At 59.0% G+C, this 26,319-nt stretch carries 23 protein-coding genes; 12 read left to right on the forward strand and 11 right to left on the reverse strand.

Annotated elements, in window-relative coordinates; translation table 11 throughout:
- Positions 1-17: 17 nt before the first annotated feature.
- Together ACJJU9_RS04765 and ACJJU9_RS04770 are read right to left on the reverse strand one after the other, a co-directional pair.
- Positions 18-2,429: a TonB-dependent siderophore receptor gene (locus ACJJU9_RS04765; protein ID WP_407730164.1), complete on the reverse strand. Its 2,412-nt coding sequence runs from the start codon at positions 2,427-2,429 to the stop codon at positions 18-20.
- 161 nt (positions 2,430-2,590) lie between these two features.
- Entirely contained in the window at positions 2,591-3,466 is an 876-nt protein-coding gene (locus tag ACJJU9_RS04770) for a LysR family transcriptional regulator (RefSeq protein WP_048385896.1), read from the reverse strand.
- A 132-nt stretch (positions 3,467-3,598) separates the two neighbouring features.
- Between ACJJU9_RS04770 and lldD the strand changes: the two genes are divergently transcribed.
- Positions 3,599-4,738, forward strand: coding sequence for an FMN-dependent L-lactate dehydrogenase LldD (gene lldD, locus ACJJU9_RS04775; protein WP_407730165.1), 1,140 nt, complete (start codon positions 3,599-3,601; stop codon positions 4,736-4,738).
- A gap of 13 nt (positions 4,739-4,751) precedes the next feature.
- The gene (locus ACJJU9_RS04780; RefSeq protein WP_407730166.1) at positions 4,752-5,780 is read left to right on the forward strand and encodes an FUSC family protein; all 1,029 of its coding nucleotides are present in this window, start codon (positions 4,752-4,754) and stop codon (positions 5,778-5,780) included.
- Between the two features lie 29 nt (positions 5,781-5,809).
- Here ACJJU9_RS04780 and ACJJU9_RS04785 read toward each other — a convergent pair whose 3' ends face one another.
- Positions 5,810-6,121, reverse strand: a complete 312-nt coding sequence (locus tag ACJJU9_RS04785) for a hypothetical protein (protein WP_407730167.1) — start codon at positions 6,119-6,121, stop codon at positions 5,810-5,812.
- A 117-nt stretch (positions 6,122-6,238) separates the two neighbouring features.
- Between ACJJU9_RS04785 and ACJJU9_RS04790 the strand changes: the two genes are divergently transcribed.
- From ACJJU9_RS04790 to ACJJU9_RS04800, 3 genes are all read left to right on the forward strand, one after another.
- Entirely contained in the window at positions 6,239-6,796 is a 558-nt protein-coding gene (locus ACJJU9_RS04790) for a hypothetical protein (RefSeq protein ID WP_048367057.1), read from the forward strand.
- A gap of 161 nt (positions 6,797-6,957) precedes the next feature.
- Positions 6,958-7,491 (forward strand): chalcone isomerase family protein, encoded by a 534-nt coding sequence (locus tag ACJJU9_RS04795; RefSeq protein ID WP_407730950.1) that lies wholly within the window; start codon positions 6,958-6,960, stop codon positions 7,489-7,491.
- 33 nt (positions 7,492-7,524) lie between these two features.
- Positions 7,525-8,049, forward strand: coding sequence for a DUF3833 domain-containing protein (locus ACJJU9_RS04800; RefSeq protein ID WP_407730168.1), 525 nt, complete (start codon positions 7,525-7,527; stop codon positions 8,047-8,049).
- A gap of 1 nt (position 8,050) precedes the next feature.
- Here the strand turns inward: ACJJU9_RS04800 and ACJJU9_RS04805 are convergent, their stop codons facing one another.
- The 7 genes from ACJJU9_RS04805 to ACJJU9_RS04835 all read right to left on the reverse strand — a co-directional run bounded on the left by ACJJU9_RS04805 (position 8,051) and on the right by ACJJU9_RS04835 (position 14,769).
- Positions 8,051-8,554, reverse strand: coding sequence for a DUF2878 domain-containing protein (locus tag ACJJU9_RS04805; protein WP_407730951.1), 504 nt, complete (start codon positions 8,552-8,554; stop codon positions 8,051-8,053).
- Positions 8,551-9,819 (reverse strand): class I SAM-dependent methyltransferase, encoded by a 1,269-nt coding sequence (locus ACJJU9_RS04810; protein WP_407730169.1) that lies wholly within the window; start codon positions 9,817-9,819, stop codon positions 8,551-8,553. Before ACJJU9_RS04810 ends, ACJJU9_RS04805 begins: the two co-directional genes overlap by 4 nt.
- On the reverse strand, positions 9,806-10,597 hold the full coding sequence (locus ACJJU9_RS04815; protein WP_407730170.1) for a DUF1365 domain-containing protein: 792 nt from the start codon (positions 10,595-10,597) through the stop codon (positions 9,806-9,808). Before ACJJU9_RS04815 ends, ACJJU9_RS04810 begins: the two co-directional genes overlap by 14 nt.
- Entirely contained in the window at positions 10,594-11,841 is a 1,248-nt protein-coding gene (locus ACJJU9_RS04820; RefSeq protein WP_407730171.1) for an NAD(P)/FAD-dependent oxidoreductase, read from the reverse strand. The genes ACJJU9_RS04815 and ACJJU9_RS04820 overlap by 4 nt, the downstream gene beginning before the upstream one ends.
- On the reverse strand, positions 11,838-12,599 hold the full coding sequence (locus ACJJU9_RS04825; protein WP_407730172.1) for an SDR family NAD(P)-dependent oxidoreductase: 762 nt from the start codon (positions 12,597-12,599) through the stop codon (positions 11,838-11,840). Before ACJJU9_RS04825 ends, ACJJU9_RS04820 begins: the two co-directional genes overlap by 4 nt.
- The gene (locus tag ACJJU9_RS04830; protein ID WP_407730173.1) at positions 12,596-13,018 is read right to left on the reverse strand and encodes a nuclear transport factor 2 family protein; all 423 of its coding nucleotides are present in this window, start codon (positions 13,016-13,018) and stop codon (positions 12,596-12,598) included. Before ACJJU9_RS04830 ends, ACJJU9_RS04825 begins: the two co-directional genes overlap by 4 nt.
- Positions 13,019-13,272: 254 nt before the next feature.
- Positions 13,273-14,769, reverse strand: a complete 1,497-nt coding sequence (locus ACJJU9_RS04835; protein ID WP_407730174.1) for an MFS transporter — start codon at positions 14,767-14,769, stop codon at positions 13,273-13,275.
- Between the two features lie 182 nt (positions 14,770-14,951).
- Here ACJJU9_RS04835 and ACJJU9_RS04840 point away from each other — a divergent pair, with 182 nt between their 5' ends.
- The 5 genes from ACJJU9_RS04840 (at position 14,952) to ACJJU9_RS04860 (ending at position 22,036) form a co-directional block, all read left to right on the forward strand.
- A complete protein-coding gene (locus tag ACJJU9_RS04840) occupies positions 14,952-15,866 on the forward strand; it encodes a LysR family transcriptional regulator (protein WP_048367043.1) in 915 nt (304 codons plus the stop codon).
- Between the two features lie 117 nt (positions 15,867-15,983).
- Positions 15,984-17,441: a gamma-aminobutyraldehyde dehydrogenase gene (locus tag ACJJU9_RS04845; RefSeq protein WP_153336735.1), complete on the forward strand. Its 1,458-nt coding sequence runs from the start codon at positions 15,984-15,986 to the stop codon at positions 17,439-17,441.
- A gap of 559 nt (positions 17,442-18,000) precedes the next feature.
- The gene (locus ACJJU9_RS04850) at positions 18,001-19,158 is read left to right on the forward strand and encodes an iron-containing alcohol dehydrogenase (RefSeq protein WP_407730175.1); all 1,158 of its coding nucleotides are present in this window, start codon (positions 18,001-18,003) and stop codon (positions 19,156-19,158) included.
- Positions 19,159-19,168: 10 nt separating this feature from the next.
- Positions 19,169-20,500, forward strand: coding sequence for an APC family permease (locus ACJJU9_RS04855; protein ID WP_048367040.1), 1,332 nt, complete (start codon positions 19,169-19,171; stop codon positions 20,498-20,500).
- A 111-nt stretch (positions 20,501-20,611) separates the two neighbouring features.
- Positions 20,612-22,036, forward strand: a complete 1,425-nt coding sequence (locus ACJJU9_RS04860; protein WP_407730176.1) for a gamma-aminobutyraldehyde dehydrogenase — start codon at positions 20,612-20,614, stop codon at positions 22,034-22,036.
- A gap of 89 nt (positions 22,037-22,125) precedes the next feature.
- Here ACJJU9_RS04860 and treR read toward each other — a convergent pair whose 3' ends face one another.
- Positions 22,126-22,830 carry a trehalose operon repressor gene (gene treR, locus ACJJU9_RS04865; RefSeq protein WP_153330643.1) on the reverse strand — a complete coding sequence of 235 codons (705 nt, stop codon included), beginning with the start codon at positions 22,828-22,830 and terminating at the stop codon, positions 22,126-22,128.
- 288 nt (positions 22,831-23,118) lie between these two features.
- On the opposite strand from treR, the gene treP reads away from it, so the two are divergent.
- Positions 23,119-24,561 (forward strand): PTS system trehalose-specific EIIBC component, encoded by a 1,443-nt coding sequence (gene treP / locus ACJJU9_RS04870; protein ID WP_048367033.1) that lies wholly within the window; start codon positions 23,119-23,121, stop codon positions 24,559-24,561.
- A gap of 30 nt (positions 24,562-24,591) precedes the next feature.
- Positions 24,592-26,241, forward strand: a complete 1,650-nt coding sequence (gene treC / locus ACJJU9_RS04875; protein WP_407730177.1) for an alpha,alpha-phosphotrehalase — start codon at positions 24,592-24,594, stop codon at positions 26,239-26,241.
- Positions 26,242-26,319: the final 78 nt, after the last annotated feature.

Below are 26,319 nucleotides of genomic sequence, written 5' to 3' on the forward strand. Positions count from 1 at the left end.
AGGGGGGCTTCTGACGTTTAGAAGGCGTAGACCAAGGTGGCCGTTGCGCTACGTGGGGCGCCATACCAGCCACGAGAGCCAATCGCGGTGTAGTAGCTCTTGTCCAGCACGTTGTTGAGGTTTAGCGAAACGCTGGTTTGCGGGGTGATGGCGTATTGCGCCATCAGGTCGACCACACTGTAAGCGCCCTGTGAGAACGTCTCATTGTTAGGCCCGGCACCTTTGTAGTATTCGGTGCCTTGCCAGCGCACACCACCGCCCACTTTCAATTGCGGGAGTGAGCCAAGGCGATAGCTGGTAAACAGCTTCACCGTGTCGCGAGGCACTTCAGTCAAGAGGCGCTTATCATCCGAGTCTTTTACCTCGGCATAGGTATAGCTGGCCAAGACCTGCCAATCGGGCAGAATTTCACCCGCCATTTCCATCTCAAAACCGCGGGTTTTGGTGCCGGACTCGGCGCGGTAGGCTTGATTGCCGTCCGGCGCCAATTGGTTCCCATCAGCCACCGCAAGGTTGTCTTGGTGTACCTCAAAGACGCTCAGTGCCGCGGTCAAACGCTTGTCCCAGAACTCGCTCTTGATGCCCAGCTCGTAGTTCACGCCTTCTTTAGGGTCCAAATAGCTGCCATTGACGTCTTTGTAGTTCTGCGGTTTGAAAATCGTGGTGTAGCTGGCATAGGCCGACCAGTTATCGTCGATGTCATACACCAAACCCAAGTAAGGCGTCACGATCCCGTTTTCAGTGCGCGAAGTACGTTTGATAGTGCCGGTCGACAGGGTAGTGGCGGCCTCATCTCGCCTCCAATCTATTACCCGAGCCCCAGTGATCAACGACAGGTCGTCGGCCAGGCTCCAGCGAACCGAAGCGACTAAGCCATCCTGTTTTTCATCCAGCGCATCACGTGAAGATTTGGTGTAGATGGCATCGGGTATAGCCAGTGAGCCATCCCATGTGTAGATGTTGTCGATGTCTTGAAACGACCACAGTGGGTAGCCATCATTTCGGTAATACGACTTGGAGTGGCTGGCCCCTAGATACAGTTGGTGCTCGCGAGTGAACAGCTCAAAAGGGCCGGTCGCCGACACGTCGAATGTGGTTTGGCGAGGCTCACCGGACCAACGCCCGGTCCACGTACTGATACCACTGCCATCTGGTTTCACAGTGCCGCTTGCGGCCGTGGCGAAGGCGTCGTCATAGCTGCGGCGACTGTGTTCGGCGTTGAACTTGAGATGCCAGCCGTTATCCAGTTCGTGATCCAGGGTGGTGAACAGCGTCTTGGTCCGACGCTTGTGATAGCCCCAGTCTGCGCCCGAGTTGAACGAGCGAGACGGGCTGAAGTGACCGCCATCGGAGGTAAACATCGGAAAACCGTGATTGCCGGCTCCTTTGTTGTCCATGTCCTGATATTCCGCACCGACTGTCAGCATCGTGTCATCGGTGACGTCCCATTCCAGCACTCCATATGCCACCTGCCGTTCCAGAGTCTGGCGATCAATGTAACTGCGGCTATCACTGCTCGACGCGACGAAACGTCCACGTACATTGCCGCTTTCGGACAATTTGCCGGAAATGTCCAGCTCAGCACGGTAGTCATCCCAAGAACCCGCCTTAAGCGTGAGCGTGCGCTTGGTTTCAAGCGTCGGTTTTTTGCGAATCAAGTTGACGGTGGCGCCCGGGTCCCCGGTCCCCGACATCAGCCCTGTCGCGCCGCGTACCACCTCGATCCGGTCATAGGTGACAGTGTCAGAAAGGTCATCACTGAACCCGAATGTGTCAGGCCGATTAACCCCGTCAACCTGAATATTGCTGATATCAAAGCCCCTCACATAAATGTGATTAGAGTCGCTACCGGCGGGCCCCATGCTCTCGACCACCACGCCTGGGGTCTGCTCAAGTACCTGGGTCACATCGTTCAAGTTCAAGTCTTCAATCAACTGACGTGTCACCACGCTGATCGATTGCGGCGTCTCGCGTGCGGACAGGCGCAGACCGGTCGCGGTGCTTGCCGAGCCCGTGGCATAACTGTCTGTCCCTTCGGTCGTGACGCCCAACCCCGTGCCGGAGACGGTCGTTGCCGCCAGCTCCATTGAATCAGACGCGTTAGATCGCGCCAGCACGTAGCGCTTGTCTCCCACTTGCTGGAACTTCAGACCGCTGCCTTGCAGCAGTAGGGCAAGGCCCTGCTCCGGCTCGTAATGCCCCTGCAACCCCGCCGTGCTCAAGCCAGCCGTTTCTTCGCTGCTAAAGCTCACTGTCACCCCGCTTGCAGCGGAAAACGTGTTGATCGCATTGGTGAGAGATCCTGCCGAAATCATGTAACTGACGGGTTCGGCCCACGCGCCGCTAGTGGCCAATAGCGAGCCGGAAAGGCTAAATGCCAGCGCGACACTGCGCAGACTGAAAGGCGGGGAAGAGGTACAAGCGGACATCCATTGGCTCCTGTCTAGTGGTCATTATGTGATCCATAGAGAGAAGACGAATTGCCAATGGGAATCTTTTACAAAAAATTTAAATAGCGTCGAGATCTTTGCAATGGCGCTCTTAAAAGCCCATCGTGGTCGTTCGCTTTGCGGTATTGGATCTTGTTGGACTATCTCAGCTCTTTGGCCAGCTCTAACCACGCTATTGCAGCCGGAGGCAAATGCGCACCGGCACGCCACGCCAGTGCGATGTTCCAATCCGTATCTGGCTCTTCAAGAGGTACCAGAGCGATGCCCGCATGCTTATGTTTTTGCGCCAGCATTCGCGGTAAAAAAGCTACCCCCAAACCAGCGGCTACCAGGTCGGCGATGAAATCAATTTGCCCGCTGCGGGCTGTCACCCGGGGCACAATTCCTCTTCGATCACATGCGGCCATAATTAATGCGTTAAGTGCAAACCCCTCCTCAAAGAGGATGAATGGCGAATCCGCCAGATCACTGAAGTTGATCCGCTTGCGTCGCGAAAGCGAATGGGCGCCAGGCAGTACAGCCACTAAGGGCTCGTTACGCACTTGCTGATAAGCGAACGTTTCATCGATCGGAATCAGTAGTGCAGCCAGGTCCACCTCTCCGGCCTCCAGGCACTCACGCAGTTTCTTACTCCCATGCTCTATCAGTTCTATATTCACCCTCGGATAGCGGCTGCGATAAGTGGCAAACATCTGAGCGAACAACACCCCGCAGCCTACAGGGGGTAAGCCGATCCGCAGCGTACCGCCCTTCAGATCCCGCAGATCATTGATCTCTGCGATCAGATCGTTGCGCTCTGCGAGTAAAACCAGTGCGCGTCGAAAGGCAATCTCACCGGCGGCCGTCAACTCGCTTTTATGGCCGATACGGTTCAAGAGTGGTGTTCCTAGTTCATCTTCGAGCGTCCTGACCGCCTTGCTGACTGAAGACTGAGTCAAAGACACCACCTCAGCGGCTTGTGAGAACCCTCCCTGGCGCACCACTTCTACAAACACTCGCAGCGTTCTGAGATTCATGTGTATTCCAATAGCGACTTATTTTGAGTAGGAAAAGTTGTTTTTATCATGATCAACAAACCCTTATCGTGAAATCCATTCAGCAACCTCCTGCGTCGCTGAAATTTTCTAGACACACAGGAGTTGTAGAGAATGATTATTTCATCGGCGTCCGACTATCGCGAAGCTGCCAGACGCAAGTTGCCGCGATTTCTATTCGACTACATCGACGGCGGCGCCTATGCCGAACACACACTGCGGGCCAATAGCTCTGACCTTGCCAGCATCAGCTTGCGTCAACGCATTTTGAGAAATGTTGACAGCCTGAGTCTCAAGACGACGCTATTCGGGAAGGAACAGAGTCTGCCGATCATCCTCAGCCCCGTTGGACTGACCGGTATGTACGCCCGTCGTGGTGAAGTGCAAGCGGCCAAGGCTGCGGCCACGAAAGGCATCCCCTTTTGCCTGTCCACAGTATCGGTCTGCTCGATTGAAGAGGTTGCTTCCCAGAGTCCGCAATCGATCTGGTTTCAACTCTATGTGCTTAAGGATCGCGGGTTCATGCGTAATGCCCTGGAGCGCGCTCAAGCAGCTGGCGTTACCACGCTGGTGTTTACCGTAGACATGCCGACACCAGGCGCTCGTTACCGTGATGCCCACTCGGGCATGTCCGGTCCATTCGCAGCTACACGGCGCATCCTGCAAGCCACTACTCGGCCGGATTGGGCGTTGAATGTCGGTATCCTCGGTCGCCCGCATGATTTGGGCAATATCTCCAAGTACATGGGCAAAGCCACCACCCTGGAAGATTATGTTGGCTGGTTAGGCAATAACTTCGACCCCTCCATCAGTTGGAAGGATTTGGAGTGGATCCGCGAGTTTTGGAAGGGCCCGATGATTATCAAGGGCATCCTTGATCCACAGGACGCCAAGGACGCAGTCAGTTTTGGCGCTGATGGCATCGTGGTCTCCAATCACGGCGGTCGCCAATTGGACGGTGTGCTGTCCACCGCCAAGGCTTTGCCTGCCATTGCCGACGTGGTGGGCGATGACCTGACGGTGCTGGTGGACTCCGGCATTCGTTCCGGGCTGGATGTTGTGCGCATGCTCGCGTTAGGCGCCAAGGCGTGCCTGCTGGGGCGTTCGACGGTTTACGCTCTGGCCGCCGACGGACAGCACGGGGTCGAGAATATGCTGGATATCTTCTCCAAAGAAATGCGCGTGGCAATGACGCTCACGGGGGTGACCTCGATTGGCAAGATCGATCGAACTGCACTGGTTTCAGTTGAGTAGTGAAGGTTCGATCATGTCGCAATCACTGACCGTTAAGATGTTGCAAGCGGTACGCAATGTGCCCATTGGCTACGTAGTGTGTGGTGGGATTGTCTGTACTGTGCCGGCGCTCCTCGCGGCTCGCTTGCACAACCCTTTGTTCTGTTGGTCAGCGATTGCCGCATTCTGGAGCTATCTGTCGATTCCGAGCAATAAGTCCCCAAAAGATTGTATTGTCGGCCTGGTTTTCGGCATGACCGGCGCCGTGGCGTCAGGGCTAGGTGCCTGGACAATGGAATGGCCGCCGCTGGCGATAGTGCTGTCGGCCCTCTTCGCGTTTGCGGGTGCTTACGCCCAGGTTTGCGGCGCGCGCATCAGCATTCCTGCTTTGCTGACAGCGACGGCATTTGCGGTATCCACTGCATTCCCGGCAAAGGACTTTGCCCAGGGACTGGATTATGCACGTTACTTTCTCTACGGCAGCTTATGGGCTACAGGCTCCGCATTACTGTTCCAGTGGTGTCAGAACGATCAATCTGATGCTGTTAAGCCGCCAGTTTTATGGTCGGCCCTCAGAGAAAATTTCACACCTAAATCTAACCTTTTTCTGCATGGTCTTCGTGTAGCGCTGTCGGGAGCCCTGTCAGTCTGGATGGTTCAATTGTGGTCGTTGCATTACGGCTACTGGATGACCCTCACGGTGTTTCTGATCATGCAGCCCTACATGTCTTCAACGTTGAAGATGTCTCTGGAACGCGTCGGTGGCACCTTCTTGGGGGGAGCCATTGCTGCCGTTCTTGGTTATGTAATCCATGATCCGGTTTTGTTGGCTGCACTGATACTGCCTGTCTCTATTGGCACCCTGGCTGGGCGCTCTGTGAGCCACATCAGCTATTTAATGTTCCTCACTCCCCATTTCATTCTGGTCGCGCAGATTAGCCAGTCAGGAGGATCGGAGCTCGATTTGGTATTTTTACGGATGCTCTACAGCACCGGTGGTGCACTATTAGCGATCATTGCTTCGCTTGTGATTTTTCCTCGCTGGCAAACGGCTGAACCGTAAAGGAACGTGCCGTCTCTTTTGCCATTGCGCTACCGCCGACCTTCACACACCGGTGACTCGCCAATGCGGCCTTGCTTGCACAGGTCCAGGTTGTCCCTGCGCTTGAACCCTGCATCCTTCATGCAGTAGAACCGCGTCAGCACAACATCAATTGGCGAGTTGTCGCCCACGCCATCAAGGTTGGTATACCCGCAAGCACGCATGGCGTTGTCGACGCCCGCTTGGCTGACGCCCTTTTTGTACCACTGTGTGTAGGCTCCGGGCGGCGGTTGAAAGCCTCTGCCCGTGCAGCCGACCAGTAACACAGCGCAAAAACTCAGCAACAGGTACTTCGTGCTCATGGCGCTAATCCTTTAGGGTATGGCTCGTATAAGGTGTGAAGCTCCGACAGCGTACAGGGAACTTTCCTACAGCAAATGGTTCAATACGGTCCTTCTCTTAACGTGTTCAAGGATCGAATGAAAACTTATCTGGCATTTCCGTTAGCCATCGCACTCGCTGTTGCGATGACCGGTTGCAGTAGCCGCAAGGCGGGTGATCTTACGTCAGCGCCGGTGGTGCCACTGGTCATGAATGATCATCAAGCCAGCGTGACGTTCCGCACCATCGGCGGTGAGGGCGATCACCCGGTCAGTTACATGTACGGGTATACCAATATTGGTATTGATAGCGCGGGTGACCGGGTTTATGACACGGCTTACTTCAAGCGCATACCGGCGTATCTGAAGCGAATGGCCGGTGGCACTGACAGCATCAGCAAGCTGGTCGAGGCTGACAAAACCTTGTACGTAGAAGGGCAGGTCAAGGCCAAGCAGTTCACCTTCAACGGTATCCCCATGCCGACACCGTTCGACAAAGAACAGCCCGTTGCGCAGCAATTCACGCCCCAGGCCAAGAAGAATTACGTGGTAGAAACCGTGATCGCCGACACTTGGGTCACAAGCGTGTATGAAGTGTCTACAACCGGTGAGCGCAAAAACGTTGGCGCTCCCGCTAAAGATGCCGCCGCAAAGTAATCACGTCGTAATGCAACCACGTCGAAGCCCGCTTAAATGCGGGTTTTTACTTTCTGGTATCCCGATCTTTTATCCTCCTTTCAGATATAACCTGTACAAATCGATAATTTCGTATAAGTTTTCAAGACGTCCATTGAGTGTTGTAGAGGTCTCGCATGGTTATGCCGATGGACCGCTTGACCCGCTGCGTGATCTGCCTTGCTGTGCTGCTCCAGAGTGCAGAACTGTTGGCGGATTGGCGAGAAGCTTTACCCGATGCTCACCTGCAGGGTAGCGGGGAGATGCGCATGTTCGGTTTCTCGATTTACAACGCGAGCTTCTGGAGCCTGAGTCAACCGTTGCGTGCTGACACGCCTTTTGCGCTGGAGCTGACCTACAGCCGTGCGATCAGTCGCGATGATCTGGTTGAGGCCAGCCTCAAGGAAATCCGCCGCCTGGCGCCCGGCCCTCTGAGCCCGGAGCTGGCGGCACGCTGGGAGCGGGAAATGCAGCAAGCGTTTGTCGATGTGCGCCCCGCAGACCGCATCACCGGTGTGTATATGCCGGGCGAAGGCGTGCGTTTTTACGTCGGCGACACGTTGCAGCATGTGGTGAAGGATGATGCGTTCGCCAAGGCTTTTTTTGCGATTTGGCTGGACCCGCGAACCCGCAACCCGCAGCTGCGTGCCCAATTGCTGGGCGAGGCCACACCCTGAGATGAGCCCGTAATCGCCACCGAGGAAATGCACATGTTGAAGCTATGGGTAATGTTGCTATGCGTTGGCCTTGTCAGTTGCAGCAGGGTCGATGTGCAGACTTACAGCCAAGAGACGCCCACGTTTGAGGTGCGCCAGTTCTTTGAAGGGCGGGTCGAAGCGTGGGGGATGTTTCAAAAGCGTTCAGGTGAGGTCGTCAAGCGCTTCCATGTGCAGGTCAACGGCCACTCAGAAGGCGACAAGCTGATCCTCGACGAGTCGTTTACCTACAGCGATGGTACAAAGCAAAAACGGGTTTGGACGCTGACCCCGGCGGGTCCCGGCCAATGGCGCGGAACTGCGGGCGACGTGGTGGGCGAGGCCCGTGGCGAGGTGGCTGGCAATACGCTGCGCTGGAACTATGTGCTGAACCTTCCGGTGGATGGCAAGGAATATGAGGTTCACCTGGACGACTGGATGTACATGATGGACAAAGACACCCTGATCAATCGCTCCTACATGACTAAGTTCGGGGTAGAGGTGGGGCAGATCACCTTGTTCTTCCGCAAGCAGCCCTGAATCAACGGGCTGGGCGCCCGGCCACCCAGTGCAGCGCGGGCATCAGCATCGCCCAAATGAGTGCGAGCACTAGAAGGCTCGGCCAAAGACCCAGCGGCAGGCCCACACCTGCCAACGTCGCGCCGCCCCAATACGAGAGCGGCCCCGCGACAGCGCCCAGCAGGCTGCCCAGCCACCACGGACGTTTTGTCCAGTTCAGGCTGTAGTTCAAAGTGCTGGCGAAAAGCAGCCAAAGCAGCGCCAGCCATAGCGGCAGCATCACGGTGCTCCCTGAAAAAGTGAACAACCCGAGGTGCATCAGCGCGCAGTCCAATACCCAGCCGCAGGCTGCCACCCGCAGCACGCCGCGCCATTCATTAAACGCCTTTGCCACCCACCCTAGTTGCAGCGCCAGGCAGGCGATGGCAATCAGCAACAGCCAGGGGCGGTGAGCGCCCCACACACACGCGAACCATCCCAGTTGGAAAAGCCCGGCATTCAGAAACAGCCGGCCACGCCCGTTCAGGCTTTTAGCCCATAGGGCTGCGGCCTGGCCCCAGGTTTGGCGAGCAGCAGATGCGCGGTGCCGATGCTGCGCTCCAGAAAGCCGCCTTCGCAGTAGCACAGGTAAAACTCCCACAGGCGATAAAACGTCTGGTCGTAGCCCAGCGCTTCCAGGCTGTGCTGGTTGCTGCGCAGGTTGTCGTGCCACAGACGCAGCGTGCGTGCGTAATCCAGGCCGAAGTCTTCCATGTGATGCAGGTTCAGGTCGGTGTCGCGGCTGATGGTGCTCAGCATGGCGGTTACCGATGGCAGCGCGCCGCCGGGGAAAATGTAGCGCTGGATAAAGTCGACGGTTTTTTTCGCCTGCTCGTAGCGCTGGTCCCGAATGGTGATGGCTTGCAACAGCATCAGCCCGTTATCGTTGAGCAGGTGGGCGCACTGTTTGAAATAGGTGGGCAGGAAGCGGTGGCCGACGGCCTCGATCATCTCGATAGAAACCAGCTTGTCGTAGGTGCCTGTCAGGTCACGGTAGTCCTGCAACAGCAGGGTGACGCGGTCTTGCAGGCCCAGTTCGGCAATCCGTTTGTGGGTATACGCAAACTGCTCATGGGACAGGGTCGTGGTGGTGACTTTGCAGCCGTAGTGGGTGGCCGCGTACAAGGCCATGCTGCCCCAGCCTGTGCCGATTTCCAGCAGGTGATCGGTGGGTTTGAGGTCGAGCTTTTCGCAGATACAGGCCAGCTTGTTCAGTTGGGCCTGTTCGAGGGTGTCGCTGGCGGAGCGGAACATCGCTGCTGAATACATCATGGTCGGATCGAGTAGTTTTTCGAACAGCGCGTTGCCCAAGTCGTAGTGCGCTGAAATGTTGCGTTGCGACCCTTGGCGCGTATTGCGGTTGAGCCAGTGCAGGGCTTTTGCCACCGGGCGGCGTAGCAGCGCCAGGCCGCGCTCCATGTCATCCAGCACGTCAAGGTTGGCCACAAAAATGCGGATCACCGCGGTCAGGTCGGGGCTGCTCCAATACCCATGGATATAAGCCTCGCCCGCGCCAATGGAGCCATTCAAAGCCACCATGGGCCAGAAGGCCGCGTCGTGCACTTCGAGTGTGCCGTGCAACTCGGCACCTGGCTGGCCAAAGCTCAGGGGCTCACCGTCGACGATGACCAGCAAATGCCCATGACGCAGCTGGGCCAGCTTGCGCAAAACGCCTTTTTTGAGCAGACGTGCGCCTAGTCCATTGGCCGCAGAATCACCGGTACTGGTGGGGTTGAGACTAGGGTTTGTCATGGCGAGACTCCAAATGGGCGGTGCGCTGTTCACCGTCGGCGGCTTCATGGGTAAACACGGGCGTGCGTTTAAGCAGCAGGCGCAGGGCCTGCCAGTAAATGGCGAGTACGGTTTTGCCGGTGATCCAGGGGAACTCCAGCAAGTGGCGATGCAGGCTGTGGCGCGTCAGTTCGATGCGCTCCAGGCCCATGCCCGCCTCAAAGACTTTTTGCTCGCCCTGCCAGTCCTGCATGGTCACGTTCAGGTGTTGCTCCGGCGCAGAGAAACGCATGCGGTACTCCAGATCGCGAGGCAGAAAGGGCGAGACGTGAAAACTCTTGGCCACCCGATGGCGTGACTCGCCGCTGGCGTGGGTCGGCAGCACGTAGTGGTAGCGTTCACGCCACGGCGTGTTGCTGACTTCGCAGAGGATGGCGGCCAGGCTGCCATCGGCTTCGAAGCAGTAAAACAGGCTGATGGGGTTGAACGACAAGCCCCAGCTGCGCGGCTGCGTAAGCAGGCAGATGCGCCCTTGCGGGGCGTGGCCCAAGGCCTGCTCAACAACCGAACGCACGGCATCACTGAGCGTTACGCCTTGGCGCGTGGCGTGGGGTAAGTAGTCTGTTTCGCGGAAGGTAAAAGCGCCCCAGCGCGAACGCCCGGCCAGCCACGACAGGCCCAGCACCTGCGCTTGCTCAGCAAGGTCCAGGTAAAGCATGCCCATGCGATAGCGAAATGCGTGGGCGCGCGGCAACAACCGACGGTGGCTGACCCAGCCGCGGTAGAGCGCGCTGTTCATAGCTGTTCTCCGAACGCCGCAGCCACGCGCAAGCCGCTGACCACGCCGTCTTCATGAAAGCCGTTGGCCCAGTAGGCACCGCAGAAGTAGCTGTGTTTCACTCCTTGCAGTTCTGCCCAGCGTGCCTGCGCCTCTACGCCTGCCAAGGTGTATTGCGGGTGGGCGTAGCGGTAGCGGCCAAGGACGGTGCTTGGGTCAATCGCCTCGTTCTGATTGAGGCTGACGCAAAAGGTCGTGTCGCTCTGCAGCCCTTGCAGGATGTTCATGTTGTAGGTGAGCGCGGCGGGTTGTCGGGTTGAGCCGCCGAGGCGGTAGTTCCAGCTTGCCCATGCCAGACGGCGGTTTGGCAACACACGGGTGTCGCTGTGCAGCACCACGTCGTTATCGGCGTAGTGCAGCGCCCCGAGTATTTTGCGTTCGGCCTGGCTGGGCGCCGCCAGCAGGCTCAGGGCTTGATCGCTGTGGCAGGCGAACACCACGCTGTCAAAACGTTCAGTGCCCGCGGCGCTGTGCAGGGTTACTCCGCCAATGTCGCGCTCAACCCGATGCACCGGGCAGTTCAGGCGGATGCGTTCGGCAAAGCTGGCGCTCAGTGCCGTGACATAACTGCGCGAACCCCCGCTGATCACCCGCCACTGCGGGCGGTTGGTTGCCGACAGCAGCCCGTGATTTTTAAAAAAGCGCACAAAGAACTGCAGCGGAAAACCCTGCATGTCGGCCAGTGACATCGACCAAATCGCCGACCCCATCGGGACGATGTAGTGATCGATAAAGCGCTGACCGTAGCCCTTCTGTTGCAAGTAGTCACCGAGGGTGGTGTCCGCGGAGATGCGCTGTTCGTGCAGGTCGCGCAAGGCTTCACGGTTGAAGCGCAAAATGTCACGCAACATGCCCCAGAAGCCCGGCGACAGCAGGTTGCGCCGCTGGGCAAACAGGCTGTTGAGGTTGTTGCCGTTGTACTCGGTGCCCGTCTTCGGATCGCGAACCGAGAAACTCATCTCGGTGGGTTGCGAGGCCACCCCCAGTTGATCCAGCAGGCGGATGAAATTGGGGTAGGTCCAGTCGTTGAACACGATAAAACCGGTGTCGATGGCAAAACGTTCGCCCTTCACTTCAACGTCAACCGTATGGCTATGGCCGCCCACCCAGTCACTGGCTTCAAACACAGTGATGTCGTGCTGACGGTTGAGCAGGTAGGCGCAGGTCAGGCCAGAAATACCGCTACCGATGATGGCTATTTTCATGAAGATTCTTCTGTGTCAGGACGCGCCATACGTTTGCCCAGGGCCAATTGCAGGCGTTGAGGCAAAGCCGCCAGTAAGCGAAGGACAGCGATAAAGGGGCCGGGGAAGGCGATTTCCAGCGGTCGTTTATCGAGGCGGGTAGCGATGTAAGTGGCTGCTTTATTCACTGGCCAGCGCATCGGCATCGGGAAATCGTTGTGTTGGGTCAGCGGTGTATCGACGAAGCCCGGGCTGACGACAGTGACGTCGATACCCTCGTGGGCCACGTCGATGCGCAACGATTGAAACAGATAGCGCATCGCCGCCTTGGAAGCGCCATACGCCTCGGCGCGGGGCAGCGGCAGGTAGGTCACCGAGCTGCACACGGCCACCAGATGCGGCCGCTTGGCCTTGCGCAACAGCGGCAGCGCGGCTTCCACGCAATAGGCCGCCGAAAACACATTGGCGCGCATCACGCGCTCAATCATATTGGCCTCGAAGTGGCCTGCGTCGAGGTACTCGCAGGTGCCGGCATTCAAGATCACCTGATCCAGATAACCCCAGACCTGCCCGATCTGTTCGCCGATGGCCTGAACCTGGAGCGGATCCGTCAGGTCGCCGGGTAGCGCCAGGACCTGTTGCGGGAACGCCGCGTGCAATGTCTCCAGGGCCTGGGCATTGCGCGCACTCACGGCCAGCAAATGGCCCTGATTCAACAGGATCTCTGCCAGAGCCGCGCCAATGCCGCTGCTGGCGCCGGTGAGCCAGATACGCTTCATGCCAGTCTCCCTTTCAACCAGCCAATCGCGGGGCCCATCAGCGGCAGATGCTCATAGAGCAGGGCGCCTGCATCGAAATAGTCACGGTGCTGGTAGACCTTCTCGTGCCACAGCAGGTGCGAACAACCAGCCACCTCTATGCGCTGCCCACGGCTCAGGCGCGGGTGCCGATAGTGCAAGGTCCAGCGCAGATACCCGCTACCGTCCTGCACTTGGTCATAACCGTGAAAGGTGAAGCCCAGCTCGCTGACGTTGGCGTAGAGCTGCGCAAAATAGGCTTGCAGCGCTGCGAGGCCGTGGATCTCATGCAGCGGATCACGAAAGTGAATATCGTCGCTGTACAGCGCCTTGAGCGTGTGCAAGTTGCTGGCATCCAGTGCGGCAAAGCGCCTGGCGAAATCGTGCAGGAAGTCAGACACAGTGCCTCCCGCAACCCGATAGGTCGCCGTGCCGGGCTAAGCGGCTGATCCCTGATGGGGCGGTGTCTATGGCATCGAGCATCTGACTCCCTCCTTTTCTTGTACAAAGAAAATATCTTGTACAGGTTTTTAGAGAATAGGGAGCGTGTTGTACAAGTCAATTAATTTGTACAACTATTTGTGCGGTGGGGAGGGTCGCTACGCAACCCATCGCAGCCTTCGTGCCTCGTCAGCGGCTACAAAACTCAGTGGTATTAGCCCCGTTGCCGCCCAAAAAGTACAAATACCACTACCGCCAGCAGCGCGATGACCACGGCCGATGTGGTGAGCAGGACCGAGTGGGTACTCGAAAACGCCAGCTTGGCCGCTTCGATCAAGGCATTGCCCTGGGCGGCAGGCAGTTCGCCGGCCACCACGTAACTGTCGCCAATGGACCTGGCGGCACGTTCGGCCAGTGCTGGCGCCAGTTCAGCGGGCAGCGACAGGGTGCTGCCAAACACTTTGGACATGAACACCCCGAACACGGTGATGCCCAGGCCGGTGCCCAGTTCGTAAGCGGTGGCTTCCAGTGAACCGGCGGCGCCGCCCTTGCTGGCGTCTACCGAACCCATGATGGCAATCGACGAAGCGGTCAGGCCGATACTCAGCGCCAACCCCAACACCGCCAACATGGCCGGCACCGCAATGCCGGCGGCATTGAAATCGGCAAAGGCGAGAAACCCCAACGCCCCGGCAGACGTGGCCAGTGACAGGCTGGCGACCCCGCGCAGGCCAAAACGGTTGGACAGATACCCGGCAACCGGGCCACCCAGCGCGGCGGCGGCCATGATCGGGATCAGGAAGATCCCCGCCTGCAAAGGCGTTTTGTCCAGCACGTATTGCAACTCCATAGCCAGGGTCAGCTCCACGCCTGCCAGCGCGCCGATGGTCACCAGCGCCATGATCATGCCGCCCAGCAGCGCCGGGTGGGCGAACAGCGACAGGTCCAGCATCGGCGTGGCAGAGCGCAGTTGCTGGCGAGCGAACAGCACCAGCAGCGCAAGCCCGGCCACCATCACCAGCATGGCGAACAACAGCGATTGCGTGGCACCGATACTGGCCTTGATGCCATAAACCACGCCGATGATCCCGGCAATCAGCACCAGCGCCTGGCCGACGGCCCATTTACCGGGAGTGGTGTGCTCGACGCGTGGCAACAGCACAAAGACCACCGGGATCACCACCGCCATGATCGGGACGTTGATCAAAAACACCGACCCCCACCAGAAGTGCTCAAGCAGCGCGCCACCGATCAGCGGGCCCACCGCTGCGCCCGCCGCGCCGACGGTGCCCCATAGGCCGAGGGCCAGGGCGCGTTCTTTTTCGTCTTCGAAGGTGCGGCGAATAATGCCCAGCACACACGGCATGATCATCGCACCGCCCAGGGCCAGCAGCACCCGCGCGCCGATGAGCATGGCCGGTGTCGGCGCGAACGCGGCAAGCAACGAAGCCACCCAGAACACACTCAGGCCATACAGCAGGATGCGCCGATGACCGACGCGGTCGGCGAGGGTGCCCATGGGCACCAGCAAACCGGCCATCAGCAGCGGGTAGATATCGATGATCCACAAGACCTGCGCCCCTGACGCGCCCAACGCCAGCGTCAGCGACGGCACAGCAATATGCAGAATGGTCATATCAATCACGATGGGCACAAAGGCCAGCATCACGGCGATCAGGATCAGCCAGCGTTTGGAGGCAGCAGTGGGCATAGCTAAAGCTCTCGGTGGTCAGGTGTCGGGATGATACTGCGATCCCTGCCTGCGACTGTCGTAAGCAAATGTGAATAAGGGTAACGGTCAGTAAAGCAGCGCTGAGGTTTGTGCCGGGCTATCGATTAAAAAGATATACACTCGCCCATCACAAAAAATCAGTCCGCTGGAGGGGTGTTTTCATGATGACTTTGCGTCAGATCCGTCACTTCATCGCCGTGGCCGAGACGGGCTCCATCTCGGCTGCCGCCCAAGCGGTGTACATCTCTCAATCGACCTTGACCCTGGCGATCCAGCAACTGGAGCAGGAAATCGGCGTCAGCCTGTTCAATCGCCACGCCAAGGGCATGACCCTGACCCACCAGGGCCATCAGTTTTTGCGCCAGGCGCATTTAATTCTGGCCACGGTGGACAACGCCAAACGCAGCTTGCAGCAGAGCACCGATCAGGTGGCCGGGCAGTTGATCGTCGGCGTGACCAGCCTGGTGGCGGGTTACTACCTTGCGGATTTGCTCACCCGTTTTCAGCGCGCCTACCCCAACGTCGAAATCCGCGTGATGGAAGACGAACGCCCGTACATCGAGCACTTGCTGGTCAGTGGCGAGATTGATGTCGGCGTGCTGATCCTTTCCAATCTTGAAGATCGCCACGCCTTGCAGTCCGAGGTGCTGACCCATTCGCCGCATCGAGTGTGGCTGCCGGCCCAGCATCCACTACTGGAGCTGGACAGCATCAACCTGGCCGACGTGGCCAAAGAATCGTTGATCCAGTTGAACGTCGATGAGATGGACAGCAATGCCCAGCGTTTGTGGGCGCAGGCGGGGTTGCAACCGAGCATTACTTTGCGCACGGCATCGACCGAAGCGGTGCGCAGCCTTGTCGCGGCGGGGCTGGGGATCTCGATCCAGCCGGACATGACCTACCGGCCCTGGTCGCTGGAAGGCGACATCATCGAGGCCCGGCCCATTGCCGACCTTAACCAGACACTCGACGTCGGCCTGGCCTGGCGCCGGGGGACCGCGCGGCCGCCGTTGGTCGATCCGTTTTTGACCGTCGCCCGCGAGCAGCCCCATGGCGGGCGCAAGCTGGCGATTTAATCTGGATTTAGTGTTTGTCGTTCGCGCTGCGCCAAGACTAATCTTGCAGCCTCTATAAAACGGTCCAGCCCACAGAAGCGGGCGCACCACGACCGCACACCACAAGAGAGCCCTATCATGCCCGCTGCGCAGACACCGTTGTTCACCGCACTGTTGATCGACGGTGAATCAGTCGCCGGGCAGGGCATTGTCGAACCCATCATCAACCCGACCACGGGTGAGGTGCTGACGTCGATCGCCGAGGCCAGCGCCGAGCAGACCGAGGCCGCGATCCTTGCCGCGCACCGGGCCTTCGACGGCTGGGCGCGGACCACGCCGCAGCAACGCTCTAACCTGCTGCTGGAAATCGCCAGTGCAATTGAAAAAAACGCCGACTACCTCGCGCGTCTCGAAGCGCTGAATTGCGGCAAGCCGCTGCATCTGGCGCGCAAAGACGACTTGAGTGCCACGGTGGACGTGTTCCGCTTTTTTGCGGGCGCCGTGCGTTGCCAGACCGGCCAGCTCAGTGGCGAATACCTGCCCGGCTACACCAGCATGGTGCGCCGTGACCCGATCGGCGTGGTGGCCTCGATTGCGCCCTGGAACTACCCGATCATGATGGCCGCCTGGAAAATCGCCCCGGCGCTGGCGGCGGGCAACACGTTGGTGTTCAAGCCTTCCGAGCACACACCGCTGTCGATTTTGGCCCTGGCGCCGATGCTGGCCGAGATCCTGCCGCGCGGCGTGCTCAACATCATTTGTGGCGGCGGTGAAAACGTCGGCAGCCATTTGGTCAGCCACCCGAAAGTGCGCATGGTGTCTTTGACCGGCGATATCGTCACCGGGCAGAAAATCCTCTCAACCGCGGCCAAAACCCTCAAGCGCACCCACCTTGAGCTGGGCGGCAAAGCGCCGGTGATCGTCTGCGACGATGCCGACCTTGAGGCCGTGGTCGAAGGGGTGCGCACGTATGGCTATTACAACGCGGGCCAGGATTGCACCTCGGCGTGCCGGGTGTATGCGCAGGCCGGTATTTACGACAAGTTGGTGGCGGCGCTGGGTGATTCCGTGAGCCGTATCCGCTTTGCCGGCAAGCGCGATGCCGACAACGAGATCGGCCCGCTGATCAGTACCCGGCAGCGTGATCGCGTGTCCAGTTTTGTCGAACGGGCGCTGGGCCAGCCGCACATTGAGTGTGTGACGGGGGGCGCTGCGCATCCGGGGCCGGGCTTCTATTACCAGCCGACGCTGCTGGCCGGTTGCAAACAAAGCGATGAAATCGTCCAGCGCGAAGTGTTTGGGCCGGTGGTGACCGTCACCCGTTTTGATGAACTGGCGCAGGTCGTGGACTGGGCCAACGACTCTGAATACGGCCTGGCCTCGTCGATCTGGACGCAAAACCTCGACAAGGCCATGCAAGTGGCAGCGCGCTTGCAGTACGGCTGCACCTGGATCAACAGCCACTTTATGCTGGTCAGCGAAATGCCCCACGGCGGCCTGAAGCGCTCGGGCTATGGCAAAGACCTGTCCAGCGATTCGCTTCAGGACTACAGCGTGGTACGCCACATCATGGCCCGCCACGGCCAGCATTTGTAATCCTCGATACCACACCTGCTTTTCAGGATTTACGATCGCTTCGCAATTGATCGTAGCCTCGCGGTGCTCGTCAACGACTACGGGGTATGCGCCACGCCCAGCCTCTGTAGTCGCTGTCGAGGCACGAGGCTGCGATCGCAAACATGAAGCATCGCGTTCACCGATTTACGACTGCTGCGCAGCCGATCGTAGCCTCGCGGTGCTCGTCAACGACTACGGGGTATGCGCGACGCCCAGCCTCTGTAGTCGCTGTCGAGGCACGAGGCTGCGATCGCAAACCTGAAGCATCGCGTTCACCGATTTACGACTGCTGCGCAGCCGATCGTAGCCTCGTACCTTGTCAACGACTACAGGTGATCGCAGAGCATTCGATTTAATCGAATGCTCCCTTGAGTTTTAAGTATTTGTTGATCCGCTACCTGTGTCTTAGTGTTTCGACCCATACCGCCATGCGGCACCTTCAACAATAAAAACCGATAGTGGCCGCCCCGGCGGCTCCCTGACTCGTCTGCCATAACTACAACATTGCAAAGCGCCACAGAGCGAGAGGAACGTCCCCATGCAATTCCAGTTTCTATTACCCACCAAAATCGTCATGGAACCTGGCCTGCGCCAGCGCACCGGCGAACACCTGCTCGGCCTGGGCTTGAGCCATGTACTGTTGGTCACCGACCCGGGCGTGAAGAACGCCGGTTTGCTCGACAGCATCTATGCCAGCCTGGAACAGGCCGGCATTCGCTACGACGAAATCGCCGACGTTAAACCCAACCCGCGCAGCGAAGACGTTAACCGTGCGGCGCAGCTGTATCGCGGCAAAAGCATCGACGGCGTACTGGCAGTCGGCGGCGGCAGTGCAATGGACGCCGCCAAGGCCATCAGCGTTTTGCTGACCCATGACGGCATCGTTGAAGACTACGAAGGCGCGTTCGCCCTCAAAAATGCGGTACTGCCGATTGTGGCGATCCCGACCACAGCAGGCACCGGCAGTGAAGTGACCTTTTTCTCGGTAATCACCGACACCCGCCGCCAGTTCAAAATGAGCCTGCTCGACTACCGTATTGGCCCGGTGCTGGCGCTGCTCGACTCAAACATCACCGCCACGTTGCCGCCGCACATTGCTGCTGCCACCGGGATGGACGCGCTGACCCACGCCATTGAGGCCTATACCGGCAAACCCGCCAACCCGATCAGTGACGGCCTGGCGCTGCACGCGATCCGTTTGATCGCGCAACACCTCAAGCCCGCCGTGCAAGAACCGGACAACCGTGAAGCCCGCGAACAAATGCTGATTGCCAGCCTGATTGCCGGCATGGCCTTCGGCAACGCCGACATCGCCAGCGTGCACTGTATTTCCGAAGCCATCGGCGGCATGTACGACACCCCGCACGGCATCGGCAACGCGATTTTCCTGCCGTTTGTGTTCAGCCATAACCGCGACGCCGACCTGCGCCGCCACGCCGATGTGGCGTACGCCCTGGGGATCGACCCCAACCTGAGCGCCGTCGATGCGGCCCAAGCGGGCGTCGATCAACTGTTTCGCATGAACCGGGAGCTGGGTATCCCGCGTTTTGCCGATGTAGCCGGGGTGCGCGAAGAAGACTTCACGGCCATCGCGCAGAAGTCCAAGAGCAATATTTCCGATGCCAGCAACATCAAAGACATGACCGTCGAGAGCTACCTCGATGTGATTCGTGCCGCCTACCACTACTCAGCTTGAGGGCATCGTCATGAGCGCATCGATTTCGACTCCGCATCTGCGCCGCACCTTGGGTCCGGTGTCTGTGTTGCTGTTCGGTCTGGCCTTTATTGCGCCACTGATTGTCTTTGGTACCTACGGCGTGATTGCCCAGGCCAGCCAAAACACCGTGGCGTTGTCTTATGTGGTGGCGTCCATCGGCGTCATTTTTACCGCACTGAGCTACGGGCGACTGGTGCGGGTGTTTCCGACAGCGGGTTCGGCTTATACCTACACCCGTAAAATGCTTAACCCCAACATCGGCTTTATGGTTGGCTGGGCGGCGCTGCTCGATTACTTTTTTATTCCGATGCTGATCTGGCTGCTGGGGGCGAGCTACCTGAGCCTGGCGTTCCCGGATGTACCGCAGTGGGTCTGGATCACCGGCTTTATCGTGTCCACCTCGTTGCTCAACATCCTCGGGATCCAGGTGGCTAACCGTTTCAACATCATCTTGATGCTGATCCAGCTCACCATCATCACCGTGTTCATCGCCCTGTGCTGGCACTACGTCAGCGCGATCAATGGTCCGGGCGGATTGTTGTCGGTCAAACCGTTCTTTAACGCCGACGTACCGTTCTCGGCGACCATGGCCGGTGCTGCCATTGCCGCTTATTCGTTCCTTGGCTTCGACGCCCTGTCGACCTTGAGCGAAGAAACCGTTGAACCGGAACGCACCATCCCGCGGGCCATTTTGCTGGTGGCCCTGATCGGCGGCAGCCTGTATGTCGGCTCCTCGTACTTCATGTACCTGGCACATCCGGTGGGCGTGTTCGAGAACATCGACGGCGCGGCGTTTGAAATCGCCAAGACCATCGGCGGCGACCTGTTTTTTGCAGTGGTTCTGACCGGCATCATCATTGCCCACTTTGCTGCTGGCTTGTCATTCCAGGCCAGTGTCGGGCGCTTGCTGTATGCCCTGGGCCGTGACAACCAACTGCCGCAAAAGCTGTTTGGCGTGCTCAACCCGCGCTACAAGACCCCGGTGTTCAACATCGTGCTGTGCGGCGCCTTTGGTTTTGTCGGCTTTGGCCTGACTATCGCCACCGCCACGTCCTTGGTTAACTTCGGTGCATTCCTGGCCTTTACCGCCGTCAACCTGTGCGCGCTGAAACTGACCTTCGACCGTGCCCTGGGCGACAAAGCCGGTGTGCTGCGCGGAGTGTTGTTCCCGCTGATCGGGGCCATTACTTCGGGCTGGATGCTCATCAGCCTGGACGCCGACGCGCTGATCCTCGGCTCATGCTGGGTCGTGCTGGGGCTGGTGTACCTGGCCTTCCGTACCCGCCTGTTCAGCACCGCCGTGCCTGAACCCGCGCTCTGACGCACCCGCCCCCTTAGCCCTTGCAACTACCCACGTGCGCCTTGATTGCGGCGCATGCGGGGAGGTTGCGCCTTTTTGATGGGGTGGCCCACGCCGCCCACAGGAGAAACCATGCAAACTTGCCTGCTGATCAATGGTCAACTCATCGCCGGTGAAGGCGAAAAACTCCCGGTGCTCAACCCGTCGTTGGGCGCCACGTTGGTAGAAATCCCTGAGGCCAGCCTGGCGCAGGTCGATGCTGCGGTATGCGCGGCCGATGCGGCGTTCGAGGCCTGGTCGCAGACCACGCCCAAGGACCGCTCGCAATTGTTGCTGAAGCTGGCCGACGCCATCGACGCCCACGCTCCGGAACTGGCGCGCCTGGAGTCCAATAACTGCGGCAAACCCTACACCGCCGCGCTCAACGACGAACTGCCCGGCGTGGCCGATGTGTTCCGCTTTTTCGCGGGCGCCAGCCGTTGCCTGCAAGGCAGTGCAGCAGGCGAATACCTGTCGGGCCATACCTCGATGATCCGCCGCGATCCGGTGGGCGTGGTGGCGTCCATTGCGCCCTGGAACTACCCGTTGATGATGGCCGCCTGGAAGCTCGCCCCGGCGTTGGCTGCCGGTAATACCGTGGTGATCAAGCCGTCTGAACAGACTCCGTTGAGCACGTTGAAACTGGCGCAGTTGATGGCCGACATCTTCCCTGCGGGCGTCATTAACGTGGTCTTTGGTCGTGGCCCAAGTGTCGGCAAGCCGCTGACCAGCCACCCCAAAGTGCGCATGGTGTCGCTGACCGGTTCGGTCGCGACCGGCAGCCGGATCATCGCCGGTACGGCCGACAGCGTTAAACGCATGCACATGGAGCTGGGCGGCAAGGCCCCGGTGATCGTGTTTGACGATGCCGACATCGACGCGGCAGTTGAAGGCATCCGTACCTTCGGCTTTTACAACGCCGGCCAGGACTGCACTGCCGCCTGCCGTATTTATGTGCAGAAGGGCGTGTACCACGAGTTCGTAAGAAAACTCGGTGAGGCTGTGTCCAGTATTCGCCATGGGTTGCAGGACGATCCTGAGACAGAACTCGGGCCGTTGATCACCTTGCAGCATCTGGAGCGAGTCGAAGGCTTTGTCCAGCGTGCCCGTGAGCAGTCGCACATTGAAGTGGTAACGGGCGGCAAGCGCGTGGCGGGGCCGGGGTTCTTCTTTGAACCGACGGTTTTGGCGGGTGCGCGGCAGGACGATGAAGTGGTGCGCCATGAGATCTTCGGGCCGGTGGTGTCTGTCACCGAATTCGACGACGAAGCGCAGGCTTTGCAGTTTGCCAACGACTCCGACTATGGCCTGGCGTCTTCGGTGTGGACTCACGATGTAGGCCGCGCCCATCGTCTGGCGGCCCGCCTGCAATACGGCTGCACCTGGGTCAACACGCACTTCATGCTGGTGAGCGAAATGCCCCACGGCGGCGCCAAGCTCTCAGGCTATGGCAAGGACATGTCGATGTACGGCCTGGAGGACTACACCACCATTCGGCATGTGATGTTCAAGCACTAAACACTGCGCACGGCTAACTGTAGGAGCGAGCTTGTCTCGCGATCTTTTGACCTTTTCAAAGATCGCGAGGCAAGCTCGCTCCTACACGTTTAGCGCCGGGCAATGTCCGAAAAGTAAAACTTGTCCAAGGTATGCCGCGACTCGGTGTACTCAAACTGCCTGCCGTCCTGCAGGAATGTCTGGTTGCTCACCACAATCACGTGGCTTTGCCCGTCCAGATCCAGGTGCAGTTGATCATCCTTGCTGCGCGGCACCGCTTCGATGGTGCGCTGGGCAAAGCTGATCTGCAGGTTCAGGGTTTGCTCGATATACGCGTAGATCGAGTGCTGCGCTATCTCTGGCGTCAGCCCCGGAATTAGCTCGCTGACGAAGCAGTTGATGTCCAGAATCACCCGTTTGCCATCTATGCGCCGCACGCGTTTGACGCGAGTGATCAGTGTGCCTGGCTCGGCGTCGATCTTGTCTGTCAGCGCGCCCTCCAGCGGGAAGTGCTCAAACTCAACCACTTCAGTGCTGACGTCATTGCCCAGGCTCGGGTAGGTTTCCTGGAAGCTGACGATCCCGCCCAACTGGAACTCAATGGGGCTGGAAGACAACACAAACGTCCCTTTGCCATGGATCTTCTGCGCAAAGCCGCGTTCCTGAAGCTGTTCAATCGCCTTGCGCACGGTGCCGCGGCTGGCGTCGTAGCGGGTCATCAATTCAGTTTCGGACGGCAAGCGCGCACCGCGCGCCAGGCGCTCAGTGGTGATGTTTGCAAGCAGATCGGTGTAGATCTGGCTGTATTTAGTCATAACGATGGCTCTATGCCGAAGGTGTTCAAGGCCCGAACCTTAAGGGCAGGGGGGGAGCAGCGCAAGCTCCGCGGTAAAGGCTCTGTTTTAGGAACATTCAGGCGCATTCTTCAGAGGTGGCTGATAGTGCTTATTGCCAACTACTGCACAGTAAAGCAGAGGCCACGGCTTATTTTTCAAACTCGTCTGTACCAGTTGTTGCTTTAACTCGTACAGACGAGTATTTTTCGCTTCGGCGTGCTGCCAAAACGACGCTCCATAATAAAAATTTCAAGCGGAAGACAACGCATGAGCCACGATTATTCGAAGATTGCCGGTGAGTTGCTGCAATGCCTGGGTGGCGTCGACAACCTGGAGCAAGCCGCGCACTGCGTCACCCGCCTGCGCCTCGCGCTGAAAGACCCCAGCCTGGTCGATAGCGCAACCCTCAATCAGATTGACCTGGTCAAAGGTTCCTTCTTTACCGGTGGCCTGTACCAAGTGGTCATCGGCCCCGGCGACGTCGAAAAGGTCTATGCCGCCTTGCGCGAGCAAACCGGCCTCGCCGCGTCGACCATTGCTGACGTCAAGCAAAAAGGCGCCGACAAGGCCAACGCCATGCAGCGTCTGGTGCGGGTGTTCTCTGATGTGTTCATGCCGATTCTGCCCGCGCTGATCATTGCCGGCCTGCTGATGGGGGTGAACAACCTGCTCGGCGCCAAAGGCATGTTCATTGCCGACAAAACCCTGCTCGATGCCTACCCGTCGCTGGACGGGGTGTGGAGCCTGATCAACCTGATGGCCAACACCTCGTTCGTGTTCCTGCCTGCGTTGGTGGGCTGGTCGGCGGCCAAGCGCTTTGGCGGCAGTGAAATCCTCGGCATCGTGCTCGGCCTGATGCTGGTACACCCCGACCTGCTCAACGCCTGGAACTACGGCAAGGCCGTGGCCGGGCTGGACGGTCAAAGCCTGCCGTACTTCAACATTCTGGGGGTGTTCCAGATCGAGAAGGTCGGCTACCAGGGGCAAATCCTGCCGATCCTGCTGGCTGCATACGTGATGAGCGTGATCGAGAAATGGCTGCGCGCACGGGTGCCCAATGCCATTCAATTGCTGGTCGTGCCCATCACCACCATCGTCATTACCGGCGTGCTGGCGCTGGCGATAATCGGCCCGGTGACGCGTCACCTGGGCATCCTGATCACTGAAGGCGTGGTCATGCTGTTTGACCTGGCGCCGGTGCTCGGCGGCATGATTTTCGGCCTGTTGTACGCACCGCTGGTGATCACCGGCATGCATCACATGTTCCTCGCAGTTGACCTGCAATTGATCTCGACTCAGGGCGGCACGTTTATCTGGCCGATGATCGTGATGTCCAACCTGGCCCAGGGCAGCGCGGCGCTTGGCGTGTTCTACATGAGCCGCAACGTGCGCGAGCGCAGCATGGCGTCTACCTCGGCAGTGTCCGCGTACTTCGGCATCACTGAACCGGCGATGTTCGGGGTCAACCTGCGTTACAAATTTCCGTTCTACGCGGCCCTGATCGGCTCGGCGCTGGGCAGCATTTTCCTGTCGCTGAACAAGGTCCAGGCCTCGGCGATTGGCGTCGGCGGCTTGCCGGGCTTTATCTCGATCATTCCGCAGTACATCCCGATGTTCGTCATCGGCATGCTGGTCGCGATCATCGTGCCGTTTGTTCTGACGTGCGCGCTCAGCCTGAAAATCATCCGCCCCGGCTACCGCGTGGCCTGATCGATCACCCCCCTTTTTTGAGGAACCCCCATGCAAGACTGGCAGCGTTCGGTGATCTATCAGATCTACCCAAAAAGTTTTCACAGCCACGCGGGCAATGCCACCGGTGACTTGCTGGGCGTGGTCGACAAGCTCGACTACCTGCAATGGCTGGGCGTGGATTACCTGTGGCTGACGCCGTTTCTGCGCTCGCCGCAGCGCGACAACGGCTATGACATCAGCGACTACTACGCCATCGACCCGAGCTACGGTTGCATGGCCGATTGCGAGCTGTTGATCAGAGAGGCCAAGGCCCGCGGGATCAAGCTGATGCTCGACATCGTGGTCAACCACACCTCCATCGAGCACGAGTGGTTCCAGCAGGCGCGCAGCAGCCTCGACAACCCGTATCGCGACTTCTACATCTGGCGTGACCAGCCGAACAACTGGGAGTCCAAGTTCGGCGGTTCGGCCTGGGAATACGAGGCGCAAACCGGTCAGTACTATCTGCACCTGTTTGACCACACCCAGGCCGACTTGAACTGGGACAACCCCAAGGTGCGCGCCGAAGTCTACAAACTTATGGGCTTCTGGCGTGACAAAGGCGTGGGCGGTTTCCGCCTGGACGTGATCAACCTGATCTCCAAGCCGGCGCACTTCCCGGAAGACGACAGCGATGGTCGACGCTTCTACACCGACGGCCCCAACGTGCATGAATACCTGCAAGAGATGCACCGCGAAGTGTTCGCCGGGCACGATCTGGTCAGCGTCGGCGAAATGTCTTCTACCAGCCTTGAACACTGCATCCGCTACTCGCGGCCAGAGAGCAAAGAGCTGTCGATGACCTTCAACTTTCATCACTTGAAAGTGGACTACCCGAACATGCAGAAGTGGGTGCGTGCCGACTTCGACTTCCTCGCGCTCAAAGGCATTTTGTCTGACTGGCAGGTGGGCATGCAGGCCGGTGGCGGCTGGAACGCTTTGTTCTGGTGTAACCACGATCAGCCCCGTGCGGTGTCGCGCTTTGGTGATGACGGTGAGTTCCGTGTGGTCTCGGCGAAGATGCTCGCCACCGCCCTGCATTGCCTGCAAGGCACGCCGTATGTGTATCAGGGTGAAGAAATCGGTATGACCAACCCCGGGTTTGAGCGCATCGAGCAATACCGCGACGTCGAAACCCTGAACATCTACCGCCTCAAGCGCGAAGCCGGGGTGTCCCACGAAGACTGCATGGCGGCGATCCTGCAAAAGTCACGGGACAACAGCCGCACGCCGATGCAATGGAACCAGCAGGCCAACGCCGGTTTCAGCACGGCAGAGCCGTGGATCGGGATCCCTGCGAACGCCGCACAGATCAACGTCGAAGCGCAATTGAATGACCCGGACTCGGTGCTGCATCACTACCGCCGGCTGATTGCGTTGCGTCGCGAAGAGCCGCTGCTGTCACACGGCGAATACCGCCAGTTGCTGGCCGAGCATCCGCAGGTCTGGGCGTATCTGCGCCAGGGCGAGGGTGAAAGCGTGCTGGTGCTCAACAACTTCTACGGCACCGATTGCGTGGTGGATTTGCCTGACGGCGTGATCAGCCAAGACATGGCCCAACGCCTGTTGATCAGCAACTACGACAAACAGCCGACGCGCACGCAGCGCATCACCTTGCGCCCCTACGAGTCGTTTGCCGTGCACCTGACAACGCAATAACCCTGTAGGAGCGAGCTTGCCTCGCGATCTTTTAAAAGATCAAAAGATCGCGAGGCAAGCTCGCTCCTACAGAGGCTT

It is taken from the genome of Pseudomonas helleri, from assembly GCF_045830615.1.
GTDB classification, from domain to species: Bacteria; Pseudomonadota; Gammaproteobacteria; order Pseudomonadales; family Pseudomonadaceae; genus Aquipseudomonas; species Aquipseudomonas helleri.